The sequence below is a fragment of the Pseudoxanthomonas sp. SE1 genome (genome assembly GCF_029542205.1).
In the GTDB taxonomy this organism is placed as follows: Bacteria; Pseudomonadota; Gammaproteobacteria; order Xanthomonadales; family Xanthomonadaceae; genus Pseudoxanthomonas_A.
The window spans coordinates 2095135-2111030 of record NZ_CP113783.1; the positions used below are offsets into that span (position 1 = coordinate 2095135).

The following is a 15896-nucleotide window of genomic DNA, read 5'->3' on the forward strand; positions in this document are numbered from 1 at the left end:
CCTCGGAAGGAATGATGATGAGTTATGGCACTATTGTTACCTTCGATTTGAAGGGCGCATCCTCAAAGGACTACGAGACTGCCTACGCTGACTTGCAGGCGTTAGGTTTAAAGAGGGTAGTTGTCGGTGATAACAAGAGTAATGTCGTAATACCGACGACCACGGTGTTCGGTACTTTCGAAGGATCTAGTGGAGTTGACGTGGCAGCTCGAGTCCGCGCTGCTGTACAGACGCGGTTTAAAGCCAGGTCTTTCGTTTCGGAGATATTCGTGTTTTCTGGTAGCAGCTGGGGGTGGTCGTCAGGCGTCACTTGATCTTGCCTTGCATCTAGCACTACTGATCTGCTTCTGTCGTTGCCCGTCTTACAGGAGGCTTTATGCCCACAATTTCATTGACTGATTTTGTAGACGTAGTTGCTAAAGCTGGGCGCCCGAAAGCCACTAAGGTTAGGCACGTTCGCGAACGACCAGATTATGAGCCTGCATTCGATTTCTATAAGGCATTTCGCGAGCATGTAATTAACGTTCATCGCAAAGCGCTCGACAGAAAAGCCGTTTCAGACGTACTTAAGTCTTTGGTCGATCCCAAGAAGGCAAAGGCGTATCCTTCGATCGTCGATGGCTATAAGAGATGGTGGGGTAGGAAGCAGCCCGTCTGGTTCAATCCCCCACGTTCTACGTATGCGTCTTCAGGTGTCGAGATCATCATTAATCCCGAGCTAGGATTGAAGCTTGGCGACAAGAAGCTTGTAATTAAGCTCTACTTGAAGGATGAAAAACTCACTAGCGCCAAGACAGAAGTCATTACTGACCTGATGCATTTCGTATTGTCTGCATCGAGTCCTGATACATGCTTCGCCGTTCTTGATGTTCGGAATGCGAAGCTATACGAGTCCGATGGGGTTGCCTCAGGCCTGATTGCGAGTGTCAATGCCGAACTCGCCTATATCAGTAGTATTTGGAATGAAGCGTAGCGAGTGGGCTTCGGACTCTTCGTCTTCAGAGGCAGGGCTCGTTGGGTCTATCTCGCCAGCCATTTGGTAGTCTCTCGTATCTGCGTCCGCGAATGCAGCGCTCTCCAATCTTAAGTGGAGCAGGGGCGGCGTATTCCGTATCCGGAGTCATGTAAATCGTTCGAGCGGCGTTCTGAACGTCGCGTTCTGAGTCCTCTGTTAGCTTGCGAAGTTCGGCATCGAATGCCGCCCTTTCTTTCTCCGTCATCGGTCTACTTAGTTCGGCCATCATCGCGGCGGCGCTGCGTTTAGCGTTCCATTCGATCAGACCCATTGCGACCAGCACAAAGGCGGCTGTAGCTATAGCCCCTTTGATCCACACGTGTGTCTCGTCGGGGCCTCGTCTGGCCGGTTGTCCACGATAGCTTCGTGGCCTGAACTCCATATCAGCCAGGTCAGGCGTGCCTAATGTAGGTTCTTCGCGTTTCCGGTCCATGGTTACCCCCGACCCGATCATACCCCGGGTACGAGGGGCAGGGCAGCGTGCCTATTCTTGCGGCCCGCCAACCGTCTCGATCAGCTGCACGATCTTGAAAGCCTCCGGGTGTAGCCGGTCGGCGTAATCGCCTATCTGTGCCATCTTCCGCTGCACGTGTGCTTGGGCGTCCTCCAGCTTGGAGTAGTACTCCTCGATGGTCTCTTCAAAGGCGTTCTGGCGTGACAGGACGATGTACATGGTCATTCCTCGCTGTTAGTGGGCTATGGCGCGCATCCGGGCGCTTGGTTCCGGATGCTCGCCATGGCGAGCGAATCGAGGTGAGACGGTGCGCTGTCAAACGGTCCAGCCATCGCAAGGGCGACCGCAGGGAGACACCCGTAGTCGTCGGGAATCGTGGTCTAAGGGCTTAAGAGCCTCGTATCAGCCCGTTTGACAGGGGAAGCGCCGGCTTACCGGGCAAGGCTTCGAGCGCGCCCCGTAGGGGCACAACATTCAGCCGGCACGGCTGCCCACGTTCCGGGCGTGCCAGTCGGCCAGGTCAACAATGACCACCTTGACCGGTCCACGCCGAATCGGCTTTTCGGCTTCCCGGCGTGATCTGAGGCCGGCGCGTCGAAGTTCCATGGAATCCCGCCAGAGAAGCCCGGCGAGCCTGTGCGGCGTCATATGCTGGCCGTCAGGCGACACCAGAGAGGATCCTGAGGCGGTAAAACGCCACCCGGTCCACTGGCTGGGTACGTCGGTGCGGATCTCCACGATCCGGGGGGCAGTGGTGTTTACGGTGCGCGGCATGCGGTCAAGCTCCCTGTGATGAGCTTGGAGCCACGCAGCTTCCATGCCAGCCACCAGCGGAGCAGCTGCCACCACCAGCCCCAATCCGACGTTGACATAATAGGCATTATGCGAAATAGCCTGTGGGGCGAGTTGGGCTGGTGGATACGGCTGGTGGGCTGGTTCCTGAAAGGCCCTGCCCGTGCCGATAAGCCTTGGTAATCCCCCCATTTTTAGCAGTCGCCAAAAGTGGAGCTATGCGGCCATCGCCAGCCTCATGGCTGGTGTGATGCCGCCGAGCGCCATGTTCGGGCGCTCATGGTTGTAAGTCCATAGCCAGCGCGTGGCCTTGTCCTGCACCTGCTCGATGGTGTCGAACAGGGTACGGGCCAGCCAGGCGTAGCGGACCGTGCGGTTGTAACGTTCAACGTAGGCGTTCTGCTGTGGCTTGCCCGGCTGGATGTGCTCGATCCGGATGCCGTTGCGTTCCGCCCACGCCAGCAGTGCCCCGCTGATGTATTCAGGTCCGTTATCGCAGCGAATGACACGCGGCTTGCCACGCCATTCGATGATCTGTTCCAACGATCGGATCACCCGGGCAGAGGGCAGCGACAAGTCCACCTCGATGGCCAGCCCCTCGCGATTGAAGTCGTCCAGGACGTTGAACAACCGGAAGCTGCGGCCATCGGCCAGCTGGTCGTGCATGAAGTCCATCGACCAGATCTGGTTGATCGACTCCGGCACGGCCAGCGCCTCGGGCCTCTCGCGCACAAGTCGCTTCCTTGGCTTGATCCGCAGATTCAATTCCAACTCCCGGTAGATGCGGTACACCCGCTTGTGGTTCCAGCCCAGGCCCTTCACGTTGCGCAGGTACAGGAAGCAAAGACCGAAGCCCCAGTCGCGATACGTCGTCGTCAATCGCACCAGCCAGTCCGCGATCCGGGCGTTCTCGTCCGAAGCCTTGGCCTGGTACCGGTAGCAGGTCTGACTCACCTCGAATGTCCGGCAGGCGTGCTGGATGTTCGTGCGTCCGCCTTCGACCGTTGTTCGGGCCATCTCCCGGCGTTGAGATGGCCTCACCATTTTTTTGACAGCGCCTCCTTCAGCAGGTCGGCGCTGAGCTGGGCGTCGGCGTACATCTTCTTCAGGCGCCGGTTCTCTTCCTCCAGCTCCTTCATCCGCGCGACCATGGACACCTCCATGCCGCCGAACTTGCTGCGCCACTTGTAGAACGTCGCCGAGCTGATGCCGTGCTCGCGGCACAGCTCAGGCACGGGCGTACCGCCTTCGGCCTGCTTGAGCACGGCAATGATCTGGCTGTCGGTGAATCGGGACTTCTTCATGGAACCTCCTCGGGAAAGCGTACGAGAAAATTCCACTTCTGGTGTCAGCTAATCCGCGGGGGGATTACCCCTTCAAAGGACACTTTGGAGGCATTTGCATGTTGATGGATCAGCCCCCGTGCTGGCAGGACGGACAGAAGCAAAATCCCTGCGCCTTGGCGCACTACAACCGCGTTGTGCACGGCCACACCGAACTGCGCGCGGACTGGCTGGGCTGGAAGCAGCGCGGCCGATACCTGGTTGCCCCAGATGGCCAGCGGATCAGCCCGGAACGGATGCGCGGGATCATGTGGCGAATGGAGGCCGAAGCCCGCCGGGACAATGCCCGGGCTCGGAACGCCAAAGCGAAGGTTTCGCAGGGGTGCGTGAAGGTCGTCGTCGTAGAACTCGCCGACTGGCAGGCCCGCCACTTCGGCAGCCGCGCGGGATAAGAGCCCGCTCCTTCCAGTCGCTTTCACCGTAGGGGCGCTGCCCCTACACCCCGGCTATCATCTACGCGGGGGTAACTATGCAACTTCAGCCAGCATGTCCAATCACCTTCAAACAAAAGCCTAGGCGACTAGGTCCATGTCCATGTGGAAGTGGGTTCCGCTATCGAGCCTGCCACGGCAAGATCTTAGATCAAAATGACTCTGCCTCAGTCGGTGCACATCTGTTCGCAGTAATTCGAGCTCAGGAAGCTGCCGATAGGCGACTGTTTGGCCGGGGACGAGAAGTTAAGGTGGTGCGCCACAAGGGAAGAAGGCTCCTGCTACTCGGGGGCCAACTCATGGCCGGACCGGACGGGGCAACGTTCACTGATTTTCTAACGTTCTTTGTCTGCGACTGGTTTGGTAACGCATGGATCGAACAAGAGACGACAAAGCCGATCCAAGAGCGGCATCCGGTTGCTATGTGGAAAGCGCACTTGGATCATGCGCGCAAAAACGCGCCAGTGATGCCGGGAGGCGACTATTCGTTTTTTCCGATCTCCGGATTCGCGTCAGCCTTCTTTCGTCTAGGAAACGACCTTCTTACCATTACGGCGAACGATTCTCTTATCAAATCACCGCAAGAGATCAAGCGAATCAATGACAGACTGCGAACAAAGTCCGGCTTCATTTCAGCCAGGCAAGAAATTGCAATGGCGGCGGCTTTTCTGAGAGGTGGGTTCGAGATCGAGTGGGAAGACGAAACAGATGGAAGTTCACAGCACGGCGAATTCTTGGCCCACTGGCGGAAAAATCGCACCTTCATCGTCGAATGCCGAATGAAGCAGCCGGACAATCTTGGCCCCGTTCTGCGCAGGTGGAGAACTTTTGGAACTCTCTTCACATCCGCGCTGGAAAAGCGGCTACGGGTTGGTGGGACACGAGTTGTCTGTATAGACCTCAATCTTGCCCCGGCGGCTAGCCAAGAGGAACTTGTACGCCGCCTGCGTGCCGCAACAAAATCTATAGACCATATCTCCCGCCTTCCAGAACACGCTGCCCTCCCCCCGGCGGTGGTGGTCTTCAGCGATCTTCCTGACAGACACTCAGGCGAGAGTTTGAAGCATAGCTACAGCGGGGCTGTGCATGTTTTTAAGCACTCGGAATACCCATACATGGGCTCTGGGCGCTCGATATCATCGGACGAGTCACTAAGCGCTATGCTCGATGGGCTACGTTTACAGGCAACGATTCCGCACAGATTTGCGCTCACAGACGAATCTCACCCGTATGAGTTTCTAGACTGATATCACCAGCCACTTACTTTCAAAGCGACGATACCGGACCAGTGTACGTTTGCGTCGCTTGGTAGCCGGGGCTGCGTGGGAACACGTCTGGGCGTTGGCCGGGGGCATAGTCGATCGTGACGCCTGCGCGGTCGGCGCTGCCGGCCTCACTCGCGCCGCTCGCAAGGCCGGCAGCGCCGTCGCGCGAGCTGAGGTTGTAAAGCGTATGGTCTGACTCCCGGACGCGAATCTCACGAGGCCACGGCGTGGCGATGATGACGTGATCCCCTGCCACGAGCTTGACGCCGTAATTCGCCCAGGTGGCCGTGTAGCCCAACGCCTCGATGGCCGCGACCTCGATCTGTTCCATCGTCTCGCCAGAATCGTTCACCCACTCTACCCAGCCGCGAATGCGCCCCCCTACTTCCGCGCGGGCAGCAAGGCGCGCACGGCCAAGATCGGACAACTTGGCGACGAAGCGCTGATCCGGCGACAGGTCGGCGAACTCATCTTTAGGCGGCTCCTTCAGCGATGCAGCCGTACTCTGAGCATCGAGCTCAGTCCGCAGGAACCTGCCATCCGTGTCGAACACCTGCGTCGCTTCCCCTTGCGGCGGCGCATCCTCCGTGCCGCCAGCAGAGAAGAAGAAGCTCAGAAAGAAATAGGCACCCACAAGGCCAGCAACGCCGAACAGTGCGCCCTTGACGACCATGGCTTTCCAGACCGTCGTGCCGCCCTCCTCGTACACCTCTGTGTTATCCGAGCCCGGCGCATAGCCGTGGTACAGCGGGTATATCGCCGGATCGTACTTTTCCGTCTTGCCGCCCACCTTCTCGAACTTGCCCGGTGACGTGCTGTGGTAATACGTCACCCGGTAGCGGTTCTTAAGCCCGACCGCCGTCAGCTTCTGAAATACGTTCTTGCGCTCGATGCGCGCGACAAGGGCCTGATGCACACGGTTGATCCACTGCGTCATGATCACCGCGTCACCGCCGTTCTGACCCAGCAGCGCCCAGAAGTTTTCTTCCGCATCGGGCAGCGGCAGTCGCTGCTTGACGTAGAACTCGTGGACTTCATCTACGACGATCAGCGCATCCTTAAAGTCGTCGGGAATGCACCACTTTCCGCTGCCGTCCTGGTAACAGGCAAACAGCTTGCGCACGTCGTTGGTGTCCACCACGACCAACAGCGCCTGTACGTCGGCAAGCGACATTTTCAGGTGTTCAGCAATCTTGACGTGATCCAGCCCGTTGAGTCGGGCGAACACGCGCCGGCCCTTCCTGAGGGTCGGCAGAACGTGATTCTTTACCGCGTCGTAGCTCTTGCCGGCACGCGGCACGCCTTCGTTGAAAACGAGCATGTCACCACTTCCCTAGCGTGAGAATCTTGCGGCTGATACGGAACACGGCAGCCGCGGAGAAGAAGGCCATGCACTCGGAAATCTTGAAGGTCTGAACGATCCAGCCCACGGTCGGCCCGGCACTGGCCAGCAGAGAGCCGATGCTGTTCTGTGCGATGAACTCCGGAACGGGCAGCGATTCAAAGGCCGTAGCGACCAGATCAAGCAGCTTTTCAATGGCGAGAATGATCAGGTCGGTAAAGAACTGCTCGATGGCCTCCCACAGCTTCTGTACCAGCCCGCGTAGCCAGTTGGTCAGATCCTGCAGCCACCCCGCGCGCAGGAGCATCACGACAGCGCCCATATGGCTGCGAGGAAGGCAGCAATCGCCATCAGCACGAAACCGATGGCCTGCAAGCTGCTGAGCATGTCGCCCGAGCAGTGCTTATCCCACGTCATCGAGTCCCAATACTCGGACGCGGGAACTGTCCATGTGGCGCACCCACCGCTGGCGTTGACGGTGAAGAAGCCATCGATAGCGTCAACGAGGGGCGACTCACCCACGCGCGCCTTGAAGGCAGCGAACACGCTGGCAATGGTTTTGTCAGTGGGCGTGTACAGATCATCCACGCCCGCACCTGGGCTACCGGGGCCGTCATCGTCGCCTTCGTCATCACCGTTGCCATTGCCGTTGCCGAGGCCAGAGCCGGAACCACTGCCGCTGTTGCCCTCCCCGCTTGCACCATTGCCGTTAGCACCCTGCCCTTGCGACCCGTAGCTGGACTGCCATCCCGTGACGTTACTCGTCTGCGTGGTGTCGTTGATCGTCGTGGTGACGGTGCTTTGGCCCGTCTGTGTCCATTCACCACCGTTGTTTGGTGGCAGTGGCGGCGGCTTGGGTGTCGTGCCGTCAGGAGACTTGGTGGCGGCATCATTGCCGGACGCCTTGATGCCGTTCTCGCCCGGTTGCCAGCAGAACTGCTTGCCACTGGACGCGGTGGCGCAATGCTGACCATCCGGCTTAACGCATTGGGTGAGATTCCCCTGCGTGGCACACGCTTCACTGTCATTTGTGATTGGCTGGTTGCCATTCGTGCAGGTTGAACCGCTGGGCACCATCGAAGGGGCACGGTAGAACTGAACGCCGCCGATAGTCGTCAGGCCTGCGGGACCACTACCGGATTGCAGATCGACGATGTACTCACACCCACCAGAACACGCAGAACCGGCAATCCCGCCGGCGACCTGAAAACGCACGTTCGTCATGGGCGGCTTGGAATTACAGCCCGAGTCGCACGTCATCGTTGCAGCGTTCCACGTGTGCCCAGCTGGACAGCTGATCATTGTGCGCTTGTAGACACCGAAGGACCCGTTGTTCGCTTCACCGTATCGGTAGCGTGTGCGATAGCTCCACGTGTCCGAACCGTTGAACGTCTCGATGGTGTCATCAAGCCCGTTGCAGTTTGAAAGTTGACTGCAATAGTGCTGCGCGGACGCCTTGGCAGCCGCTACGGCAGCGCCGCGATCAGGACACAGTGCGTTGGTCGCTGTAGGCACATTGCACTGTGAATAGTCCTGGGCACGAACGTCCGCCATCACGATCACAGCGAGCGCAAGAATGCAGCAGCACGCGACGATGCGACGCATCATTTCGCCAGCCCCTTGACGGCAGCAAAGCCGCAGGTCATGCCGAGAAAGCCACAGAACAGGCACAGGATCATCACCGCCCCCGCATCACGAAGAATCGTGCAACCTTGGGAGCGAGCCATTGCACGAAGCTACCCAGCACGACCAGCGCGGCAGCGCCGAGAATCGCGGCAGCAGGCCCAAGCGCGTTGATCGTGCTGATGATCGAATCGAAGTTCATGGCTCACCCCGGAAATAGAAAGGGGGCGGTGCACCGCCCCCACGTACATCAACGGCTGAAGAAGTTCGCGACCTTCTTCGATGCCCAGCCGGCGAAGCCGACCAGGGCGATGATCGCAGCGGCGCCGATCATGGCTTCGGTGGCGGTGGCACCGGACAGGCCGGTCAAGATGCCCGAGAAATCCATTGCATTACTCCTGAGTTGTTTCGCCGACTATTGGTTGAAGAAGTTCGCGACGCGGCCGGCGATGTGCGCGACGACGAACCAGAACATGACGGCACCCGCTGAACCCACGAACCACCCGGCGGCTTGCTCGGGGGTGGGTGTGGCGAATACCTGATTGATGAGGCCGTAAACGGCGTGTTCGGTACCGCTGATCAGCACGTAGCCCGTGCACTCGGCGACAGGCTGGCCCGTGGGAACCAGCGTCCCGTCCGAGGCAAGGGCTACGCACAGGGCCATGCGTCAGACCTTCGCCGAGGCGAGCGATTTGAGCGCGGTGAACTTGCTCAGGTTGATCACGCCTTTGTTGACAGTGATCATCGCTTCGAGGTCGAGGGTGTAATCGCCCTTGGGATACGCCTTCTGGCCCTCTTCAAGCCGCACATCCAGCGGATACGCGAAGCCACCGGCTTCCAGCTTGGCCTTCTGCTTGCGCGTGGTGTAGCTGATCTGCTCGCCATCGCGACCGTCGAACGTTCCGCTGCGCTCGATGGGCGTTTCTTCCAGTACCGTCACCTTGATTCCGCTCATTGCTCTGCTCCTGCGTTGATGGCCACTATCTCGGGCCATGATTCAGCTGCTTGCTTACTCGCCCACGCCGGCAGCTTTGGCGACGTGAGTGTTCGGATAACCCGCGCCAATGCTTCGTCGCTGGGTGTGTTCTTGCAGATGAAGGTCAGCGTTGCGCCGTACTGGCGACGCAGGTGACGGCGTGCGCTCTTCCACGTCGCAGCCATTGCGGCATCGGTCACATCAATGCGCGACGCGAGCGCGTTGATGAATCGGAGAACGGGGTACGCTCCGAGCAAATAGCCCGCAGGATCGCGCAGCATGTCGAGGGGCAATTCCTTACGCCGGCTAGCGCTAAACTGAGCCTCGTAGCGGACCCACGGGCTTTCTGGGTCGCCCTGTTCTTTGCCCTTCTCATACACGCGCATCTGCTTTTCACTGGACACCGATCCCACGTAGAAGGTCTGGCCGTCGCCACTGCCGAAGTCGTTGATGTGGCGTGCTTTGGGACGCTGGCCCCGGTTGTCGAACTCGCCCGCTTCCCAAATCTGCATCGCCCAGGTGAGCGGGAACTCCCCGTCGAGGTCGTCGGCAGCAACGTCCACACGGGTCAATCTTCCGGCGCAGCTTTCGAGCTTTGCTCGAAGCTCCAGCCACCGCTTCGCATGGCCGGAGCCCGCCGCGCCTACGTACAGTCGGCAGCCGTCACCGGTTAGCTCAATGCGTGCGGTGTAGATGCCGTCTTGCCGGATCGTGTGAGGCCCACCCATTTCGATCAGGCCGACATGGTTGTCGTCAGCATCGCGCAGGCTCACGCGCTGCTTGTAGAACCTGCCCTTCCCTGCCACGTCAGCGACGCGGATGCCGCACCCGGCGAAGAAGTGACACGCCACCATCTCGGCAACGGCCCGGGCCTGCACGCCCTCCCCTGCCAGATCGGCGCACAAGTCGCCTCGGTTGCCTTCGTAGCCCTGCTCATCAAGCACCGCGCTCAGATCGACAGAGGCGGCAAGCCAGTCGATTCCGACCGAGATAGGCCGCGCGGACTTCCTGAATTCACTGACTCCCCTGTTAGACGCGGGGAGTCCCGTCCCGGTCCCGTCAGCCATGGATCACCGCCACGTGATCGGCGACGCGCAGCACGACGCGGAACACGCGACGGCCACGGGTAAGGAAGTTGTACCAACGGCAGTTGGATACGGCGCCTGGCTCATCGGTGCCGTATGCGGCCACCATGCCGAGTCCGCCAACCTCTTCGATGAAGTAGCCGTCACGCACGTTCTGTGGCCTCGCGGGCTTCGCGTGCACGCTGATGCTGGCGCACCACTTCGCGAACGAACGCGGCATGCGCGCGGCGCTGGGTGTAGTGGTAGTCCGCGATGATTGACCAGCAGGCGAGTGCGCCGTAAGCCACCAACGTGATCACGCCGGCAGCGCAGGCAATGAAGAGGGTCGGCAGGGATTCGTGAGAAAAACAGCCGAATCGGCTCTAACACCATGATTCAACGAGGAAACACCCCTCGACGTCAGGCAGTTCGTGGATTACAGAACTAGGCTTGATCGAACCAGAAACCGTGTGACACAGGCATTCCTGGAGTACTGCTCAGGCACGCGTGCCCTTCTTGAATATTGGATTCAAGAGTTTCCACGCTCCTGACCCAACGAAAACACTCAAGAAGGCTCCGACCGTCGCCTGATCCATTGCAGCAGTTCCTCGTGCGGGATCGTACGTCCAGCGTCGACGTCGGCCATACCCTTGCGCGTTCGCCGATCTTTCTCTTCCTCGGTCAATTCCGGAAGGAGTGCTAGTAGCTTGTCTTCAGGGCTCATAGGCCGATGAGCTGCGCTCAAGTTGACTTGATTCTCGTGAATATGGGCAGGATCTGGGGATCATCCAGGCCCGCCGGCAAAGGCTGCGATACGTCGTGGACCGCCAAGTCGATGATGACGTCCAAATTTGAGCATAAGGGCTGTATGGCGGTGGTCACCAGACGAGCGGCCCGCTCGGCGAAAGCCAGGTCGACCACCAGCCAGATCAACAGACCGGGAGGCTGTTCGACGCCTCCTGACGAGTGAGTTTCCAGGAGATAAGCCGACGAGACGAAGTCGGCGTGCTCAAGGCTGGCGCTGATGGCCGGAGCGAGCCAAGCCGGTGCCGCCGGGGCAGGTCTTACCGCGAACTCAGCCGGCGACAGCCGTTCTACCCTGGCCAGAAAGCCCGTATCCAACAATGTCGCAACCTCTTCCGGGTACAGGACAACGCCGCCGTCGTTGGGATTGAGCATCAACGTCGCGCCGCGAGTACCGGTTAGCAGCTCACGGCCTGAAACTCCCAGAATTCTGACAGCAGCCGAGCTGGCCGCCTGCGCCTTGTCGAGCGAGGTAAAGAAAGGGATCGCGTCGAAACCGTCAGGATGGCGGAACTGGACTAGCCGCAGTGTCCGCGCGTCGTCCGAGACGGGCGCATGCACGTACACGATCGCATCCATCAGTCGCTTGAAGAATGCGCGTTCCTCGGCTGCGCTGTCGCGGGCCCGTTCAAAGGAAGCCTCCAGCGCTGCCTCCGCAGACGTAGTCCCTCTTCCACGCGGCCTGCTCGGTTGCTTCATGGTCAGATGCGATGAGGGCCAAGCGGGTATCCGGAGAACCAGTCCGCCTCGATCTCGGTGCTCAAGTAGGGTCGTACGAAGGCCGACTGGGTCAGCGCTCGCAGCCGCTCTTCGTGCTCAGCAATCGCCTCAATGTCGCTGACCGTTGGATAGTGCCGCAGCAGTCGGTATGCCTCTTGCCGCACCTCTTTGGGCACGGCTTGGCTGGCGGCTAGCTGCCTGAGGAACGCGCCTGCCTGCAGCACATTGCGGGTGCGCTCAGATGGCATCGTCATGGCATCAAGAATGACTAAAACTAAGGAATGCTTAGCTTATCGCGTCTGTGGCCAGCCAGCGCACGGCGCAGTTACGGATCTTGCGAATTCCAACTTAAACTAATATAATCAATAACTTACTTCGCATAACGTCGCTTATGTAAAGCCGGGGTGCGGCCGGTATCCTTGATTGATTCCGCGCGCTCTTTCTACTGGCCTGCCGGCGCACCGCCCATGGGGCCGGTGACTGCGCCAGGCACGATCGTGGAGTTCTGCGACTCCTGCCGTGCGATGTATCCCCACGTGAAGCAACTGCTGGCCGCCCATCCTAAGGACGTGCGTCTGGTGATCCGCTATGTGCCCTTCCATGGACAGGTCTCCAAGGAAGCCATTGGTGTGCTGGAAGCGGCCCGGGAACAGAAGAAGTTCGAGCCGGTGCTGGAGACCTTGATGAGAAACCAGCCTGTGTGGGCCAGCCATGGCGCGCCGGATCCGAAAAAGGTATGGGAGTTTGCTGTCGCCGTCGGTTTGGACCGTGCGCGTGCACAGCGTTATCTGGCGACCGGGGCGGTCGAGACCCTGATCAAACGCGATGTGGCCGCTGTGGAAGCGGCCGACATTCGTGGCACGCCAACGTTCTTCGTCAACGGCAAGCTGCTATCCGAACTGGGTCCTCAGCAATTGAGCGCGCTCGTGGCAGCCGAGCTCCAGCGCACCCGAAAGAAGCCCTGATCTTGGCGCGGCCTGCCGAGGTACTCGGCAGGCCATGACGACGCGGCGAAGGATCACGATGTGGCACCGCCGCGACCGTGATGTCATCAGCTTGAGGCTGTGGCGCTAGGACCTGTCCTTATAGGCCAACAGACGCAGTGCGTTGAAGACCACCAAGAGTGTGGAGCCTTCGTGCACGGCCACCGCCGGACCGATGCCGAGCCCGAAAATTGTGGCCGGCACCAGGAAGGCGACGATGCCGAGGCTGACGAAGACGTTCTGCCGGATGATGCCGCGCGTGTGACGACTTAAACCCACGGCGAATGGCAGGTGCTTCAGGTCATCGGCCATCAATGCCACATCGGCCGTTTCCAGGGCCACGTCCGAGCCGGCCGCGCCCATGGCGATGCCGACGGTGGCATTGGCCATCGCAGGCGCATCGTTGACGCCGTCGCCAACCATGGCGACCTTGTCCTGATCGCGCAGCTTGCGGATCGCCTCGACCTTGTCTTCGGGCATCAGGTCGCCCCACGCCTCGTCCAGGCCGACCTCCTTGGCCACGGCCTGGGCCACCTTCTGGTGATCGCCGGAGATCATGATCATGCGCTCGATGCCCATGGCCTTCAGGCGCATCAGCGCCTGCTTGGCCGCCTCGCGTGGCGTGTCCATCAAGCCGATCGCGCCGAGCTCCCGATCGCCCAACCGCACGACCATGGTCGTCCTGCCCTGCTCGCGCAACGCGGCGATGGCCGCTGCCGCGGCGGCACCCAGGGCGGGAACCCCGTCCGCGCCGAACATCTCGGCCTTGCCGATCCATACCGGCTGATCGCCCAGACGGGCTTTGACGCCGCGGCCGATCAGGTTTTCCAAGTCCGAGGCCGTTGGCAACTTGCCTCTATCCAATCGGCTGCGACCATCACGCGCGATCGCGGCGGCCAACGGATGATCGCTCAGCGACTCCACCGCGACCGCTACCTGCAGCAGCTCGGTCTCCGACGCCCCGTCAACCGCCACCACATCGGTGATGCGCGGGCGCCCTTCGGTCAGGGTGCCGGTCTTGTCGAAGGCCATCGCCTTCAACGAACCCAGATCCTCCAGCGGCGCGCCGCCCTTGATCAGCACGCCCCCACGCGCCGCGCGGGCGATACCGGACAGGACCGCGCTCGGGGTGGCGATGGCCAACGCGCACGGACTGGCGGCCACCAGCACGGCCATGGCGCGATAGAAGCTGTCGCGGAACGGCTCATCCACCACCACCCAGGCAAACAGCAGCAGGAACGCCAGCGCCAGTACCGCAGGTACGAAGATCCGCTCGAAGCGATCGGTGAAGCGCTGGGTGGCCGACTTGCGTGTCTCGGCCTCGCTCACCATCTTCACCACCCGCGCCAGCGCGGAGTCCTCGGCGCGCTTGGTCACTTCCACTTCGATCGCACCGGCCCCATTGATGGTGCCTGCGAAGACCCGACTGGCCGCATCGACGCTGTCGGGCCTGCTTCGTGCCAGCGCGGCATCTTCCACCGGCCGCTTGTCCACCGGGATGGACTCGCCGGTCACCGGTGCCTGGTTGATGCTAGAGTTGCCCTTCAGCAGGAATCCATCGGCCGGCAGGCGCTCGTTGGGACGCACCAGTACCCGATCACCGAGCTGGAGGTCGCCGACCGGAATCTCGGTGGTGGACTCGCCGCGGATGACGATCGCCGTATCCGGCGCGAGCTCGGCCAGCGCCTCGATGGCGCGCTTGGCGCGTCCCATCGCGTAGTGCTCCAGCGCATGACCCAAGCTGAAAAGGAATAGCAGCAACGCACCTTCGGCCCAGGAGCCCAGCGCGGCGGCGCCGGCGGCGGCGACCAGCATCAAGGTGTCGATTTCAAAGCGCTTGAGCTTGAGGTTGTCGTAGGCCTCGCGCAGCGTGTAGGCGCCGCCAAAGACATACGCACCGATATAGCAGGCTGTGGGCAACCACCCCGGCAATGAAGCGGCGAACTTCTCGATCAGAAAGCCCACCAGCAGCAACGCACCACAGGTCAGGGCGAAGATCAGCTCGGTGTTGGGGCCGAGCAGGCCGCCGGTGTGGTCGTGGTCGTGCTTCTCCTCTCCGTGCTCCCCTTGTTTGCCGTCATGCGCATGACCGGCATGATCCTCGTGCTGGGACGGCTTGCCCGTCACCACGCGTGTAACGCCCATGCGCTTGAGAGAGGCCTCCAACCCGCTCTCGTCGATCTTCTCGCGCTCGAACTCCAGGTACACCGTGCCGGCCGAGCTGGCGCGGGCTTCCAGCACGCCGAACACCGAGCTCATCTGTTCGGCCACAGTGCGGGCGCGTCGCTCATGTCCGATGCCGGTGACCGTCCAGGTGAGGTGACCGAAGCTTTCGGTGACGCGTGCGCCCGCGGCCTGTGTCAGCTCGCGAATGCGGGCCAGCGACATCACCTGCGGATCGAAGTGCACGCATAGCTGGCCCAGCCCCTCCCCTTCGGCAGGTCGAATGTGGACGCGATCCACACCGGGGCGTGCGAGCAGTTCGCTCTGCAGGCGCTCGATGCACGCATCGGCGGCATCTCGCACGTGGGGAAGCACAACGGGAATGTCCAGGCGCAACTTGCCAAGGGAGGTATCCATATCGATCTCGTCAGTGCTGCGCAGATGAACCTGAGTGTCCACAGCGCAAGTGAGTGCCACGCGACAGCACGGTCGTTGCGACCGGCGCACGCGATCCCGAAGCAGCGGCTACGCCAAGGCGGCGTGCGCCGGCGCGATCACGCGATGGGTGGGCGTAAGGGATGCGTAGAGCGCTGGGCCAGCGCCAAGACCGCGGCGATGGGCGTATAGGCCTGGCCGGGGATGAGCGGCCCAGGGGCCGGGAAGTCCGGCAGGATCACCGCGTGTGCGCACACGTCCGAGTGATGGAACAGGCTGTGCGCCCCCTTGGCGTGCTCATCGGGCACCTCGCCCTTGGCATCGTGCGCATGCGCGGCTGCGCGCAGGTGCGGTACGCTGTGCTCCAGACCATGCAGCTGCCCGAGCTGGGTCAGGACCGGATGGGCCAGCACCGCCGCCACGACCAGCCACAGCGCGCCCAAGGCGAGCCAGGATCGGGGATGGGCGGTCAGAAGGCGCACGCGG

20 protein-coding genes are annotated in these 15896 nt (G+C 61.1%); 4 read left to right on the top strand and 16 right to left on the bottom strand.

Annotation, left to right across the window (positions count from 1 at the left end; all coding sequences use genetic code 11):
* Window positions 1-376 precede the first annotated feature (376 nt).
* Window positions 377-973, top strand: a complete 597-nt coding sequence (locus OY559_RS09880) for a hypothetical protein (RefSeq protein WP_277729853.1) — start codon at window positions 377-379, stop codon at window positions 971-973.
* A gap of 526 nt (window positions 974-1499) precedes the next feature.
* Here OY559_RS09880 and OY559_RS09885 read toward each other — a convergent pair.
* The 3 genes from OY559_RS09885 to OY559_RS09895 form a co-directional block, all read right to left on the bottom strand.
* Window positions 1500-1688, bottom strand: a complete 189-nt coding sequence (locus tag OY559_RS09885) for a hypothetical protein (RefSeq protein ID WP_277729854.1) — start codon at window positions 1686-1688, stop codon at window positions 1500-1502.
* Window positions 1689-1943: 255 nt separating this feature from the next.
* Entirely contained in the window at window positions 1944-2243 is a 300-nt protein-coding gene (locus OY559_RS09890) for a DUF3653 domain-containing protein (RefSeq protein ID WP_277729855.1), read from the bottom strand.
* Window positions 2244-2477: 234 nt separating this feature from the next.
* Window positions 2478-3565 (bottom strand): IS3 family transposase gene (locus OY559_RS09895; RefSeq protein WP_277727764.1). Its coding sequence is split into 2 segments (ribosomal slippage): window positions 2478-3313 and window positions 3313-3565, totalling 1089 coding nucleotides; the frame shifts between segments, so codons are not numbered across the junction.
* A gap of 98 nt (window positions 3566-3663) precedes the next feature.
* Here OY559_RS09895 and OY559_RS09900 point away from each other — a divergent pair.
* Both OY559_RS09900 and OY559_RS09905 read left to right on the top strand, forming a co-directional pair.
* On the top strand, window positions 3664-3996 hold the full coding sequence (locus OY559_RS09900) for a DUF3653 domain-containing protein (protein ID WP_277729856.1): 333 nt from the start codon (window positions 3664-3666) through the stop codon (window positions 3994-3996).
* A gap of 338 nt (window positions 3997-4334) precedes the next feature.
* Window positions 4335-5282: a hypothetical protein gene (locus OY559_RS09905; protein WP_277729857.1), complete on the top strand. Its 948-nt coding sequence runs from the start codon at window positions 4335-4337 to the stop codon at window positions 5280-5282.
* Window positions 5283-5301: 19 nt separating this feature from the next.
* Here the strand turns inward: OY559_RS09905 and OY559_RS09910 are convergent, their stop codons facing one another.
* The 11 genes from OY559_RS09910 to OY559_RS09960 form a co-directional block, all read right to left on the bottom strand.
* Window positions 5302-6621, bottom strand: a complete 1320-nt coding sequence (locus OY559_RS09910) for a zonular occludens toxin domain-containing protein (RefSeq protein ID WP_277729858.1) — start codon at window positions 6619-6621, stop codon at window positions 5302-5304.
* Between the two features lies 1 nt (window position 6622).
* The gene (locus tag OY559_RS09915) at window positions 6623-6949 is read right to left on the bottom strand and encodes a phage coat protein (protein ID WP_277729973.1); all 327 of its coding nucleotides are present in this window, start codon (window positions 6947-6949) and stop codon (window positions 6623-6625) included.
* A complete protein-coding gene (locus OY559_RS09920) occupies window positions 6949-8250 on the bottom strand; it encodes a hypothetical protein (RefSeq protein WP_277729859.1) in 1302 nt (433 codons plus the stop codon). The genes OY559_RS09915 and OY559_RS09920 overlap by 1 nt, the downstream gene beginning before the upstream one ends.
* Window positions 8251-8320: 70 nt before the next feature.
* Complete coding sequence (locus OY559_RS09925) at window positions 8321-8467, bottom strand: capsid protein (RefSeq protein WP_277729860.1); 147 nt, start codon at window positions 8465-8467, stop codon at window positions 8321-8323.
* A gap of 48 nt (window positions 8468-8515) precedes the next feature.
* Window positions 8516-8653 carry a capsid protein gene (locus OY559_RS09930; RefSeq protein ID WP_277729861.1) on the bottom strand — a complete coding sequence of 46 codons (138 nt, stop codon included), beginning with the start codon at window positions 8651-8653 and terminating at the stop codon, window positions 8516-8518.
* Window positions 8654-8680: 27 nt separating this feature from the next.
* The gene (locus OY559_RS09935) at window positions 8681-8929 is read right to left on the bottom strand and encodes a hypothetical protein (protein ID WP_277729862.1); all 249 of its coding nucleotides are present in this window, start codon (window positions 8927-8929) and stop codon (window positions 8681-8683) included.
* 3 nt (window positions 8930-8932) lie between these two features.
* Window positions 8933-9220 carry a single-stranded DNA-binding protein gene (locus OY559_RS09940; RefSeq protein ID WP_277729863.1) on the bottom strand — a complete coding sequence of 96 codons (288 nt, stop codon included), beginning with the start codon at window positions 9218-9220 and terminating at the stop codon, window positions 8933-8935.
* Window positions 9217-10308: a replication initiation factor domain-containing protein gene (locus OY559_RS09945; RefSeq protein WP_277729864.1), complete on the bottom strand. Its 1092-nt coding sequence runs from the start codon at window positions 10306-10308 to the stop codon at window positions 9217-9219. Before OY559_RS09945 ends, OY559_RS09940 begins: the two co-directional genes overlap by 4 nt.
* Entirely contained in the window at window positions 10301-10546 is a 246-nt protein-coding gene (locus tag OY559_RS09950; protein ID WP_277729865.1) for a hypothetical protein, read from the bottom strand. Before OY559_RS09950 ends, OY559_RS09945 begins: the two co-directional genes overlap by 8 nt.
* A gap of 500 nt (window positions 10547-11046) precedes the next feature.
* Window positions 11047-11808, bottom strand: coding sequence for an SseB family protein (locus OY559_RS09955; protein ID WP_056878762.1), 762 nt, complete (start codon window positions 11806-11808; stop codon window positions 11047-11049).
* Between the two features lie 2 nt (window positions 11809-11810).
* Window positions 11811-12083, bottom strand: a complete 273-nt coding sequence (locus OY559_RS09960; protein WP_046935214.1) for a BPSL0761 family protein — start codon at window positions 12081-12083, stop codon at window positions 11811-11813.
* Between the two features lie 270 nt (window positions 12084-12353).
* Here OY559_RS09960 and OY559_RS09965 point away from each other — a divergent pair, with 270 nt between their 5' ends.
* Window positions 12354-12794 (top strand): DsbA family protein, encoded by a 441-nt coding sequence (locus tag OY559_RS09965; protein ID WP_246194445.1) that lies wholly within the window; start codon window positions 12354-12356, stop codon window positions 12792-12794.
* Between the two features lie 105 nt (window positions 12795-12899).
* Here OY559_RS09965 and OY559_RS09970 read toward each other — a convergent pair whose 3' ends face one another.
* Together OY559_RS09970 and OY559_RS09975 are read right to left on the bottom strand one after the other, a co-directional pair.
* Window positions 12900-15392: a heavy metal translocating P-type ATPase gene (locus OY559_RS09970; RefSeq protein WP_162407229.1), complete on the bottom strand. Its 2493-nt coding sequence runs from the start codon at window positions 15390-15392 to the stop codon at window positions 12900-12902.
* Between the two features lie 137 nt (window positions 15393-15529).
* Window positions 15530-15892 carry a hypothetical protein gene (locus OY559_RS09975; protein WP_162407228.1) on the bottom strand — a complete coding sequence of 121 codons (363 nt, stop codon included), beginning with the start codon at window positions 15890-15892 and terminating at the stop codon, window positions 15530-15532.
* Window positions 15893-15896: the final 4 nt, after the last annotated feature.

Excerpts from the sequence above, each read along its gene's own strand:
- OY559_RS09880 (WP_277729853.1), top strand. The coding sequence starts at position 377 with ATGCCCACAATTTCATTGACTGATTTTGTAGACGTAGTTGCTAAAGCT.
- OY559_RS09885 (WP_277729854.1), bottom strand. The coding sequence starts at position 1,688 with ATGTACATCGTCCTGTCACGCCAGAACGCCTTTGAAGAGACCATCGAG.
- OY559_RS09890 (WP_277729855.1), bottom strand. The coding sequence starts at position 2,243 with ATGCCGCGCACCGTAAACACCACTGCCCCCCGGATCGTGGAGATCCGC.
- OY559_RS09900 (WP_277729856.1), top strand. The coding sequence starts at position 3,664 with ATGTTGATGGATCAGCCCCCGTGCTGGCAGGACGGACAGAAGCAAAAT.
- OY559_RS09905 (WP_277729857.1), top strand. The coding sequence starts at position 4,335 with ATGGCCGGACCGGACGGGGCAACGTTCACTGATTTTCTAACGTTCTTT.
- OY559_RS09910 (WP_277729858.1), bottom strand. The coding sequence starts at position 6,621 with ATGCTCGTTTTCAACGAAGGCGTGCCGCGTGCCGGCAAGAGCTACGAC.
- OY559_RS09915 (WP_277729973.1), bottom strand. The coding sequence starts at position 6,949 with ATGCTCCTGCGCGCGGGGTGGCTGCAGGATCTGACCAACTGGCTACGC.
- OY559_RS09920 (WP_277729859.1), bottom strand. The coding sequence starts at position 8,250 with ATGATGCGTCGCATCGTCGCGTGCTGCTGCATTCTTGCGCTCGCTGTG.
- OY559_RS09925 (WP_277729860.1), bottom strand. The coding sequence starts at position 8,467 with ATGAACTTCGATTCGATCATCAGCACGATCAACGCGCTTGGGCCTGCT.
- OY559_RS09930 (WP_277729861.1), bottom strand. The coding sequence starts at position 8,653 with ATGGATTTCTCGGGCATCTTGACCGGCCTGTCCGGTGCCACCGCCACC.
- OY559_RS09935 (WP_277729862.1), bottom strand. The coding sequence starts at position 8,929 with ATGGCCCTGTGCGTAGCCCTTGCCTCGGACGGGACGCTGGTTCCCACG.
- OY559_RS09940 (WP_277729863.1), bottom strand. The coding sequence starts at position 9,220 with ATGAGCGGAATCAAGGTGACGGTACTGGAAGAAACGCCCATCGAGCGC.
- OY559_RS09945 (WP_277729864.1), bottom strand. The coding sequence starts at position 10,308 with ATGGCTGACGGGACCGGGACGGGACTCCCCGCGTCTAACAGGGGAGTC.
- OY559_RS09950 (WP_277729865.1), bottom strand. The coding sequence starts at position 10,546 with ATGCCGCGTTCGTTCGCGAAGTGGTGCGCCAGCATCAGCGTGCACGCG.
- OY559_RS09955 (WP_056878762.1), bottom strand. The coding sequence starts at position 11,808 with ATGAAGCAACCGAGCAGGCCGCGTGGAAGAGGGACTACGTCTGCGGAG.
- OY559_RS09960 (WP_046935214.1), bottom strand. The coding sequence starts at position 12,083 with ATGACGATGCCATCTGAGCGCACCCGCAATGTGCTGCAGGCAGGCGCG.
- OY559_RS09965 (WP_246194445.1), top strand. The coding sequence starts at position 12,354 with ATGTATCCCCACGTGAAGCAACTGCTGGCCGCCCATCCTAAGGACGTG.
- OY559_RS09970 (WP_162407229.1), bottom strand. The coding sequence starts at position 15,392 with ATGGATACCTCCCTTGGCAAGTTGCGCCTGGACATTCCCGTTGTGCTT.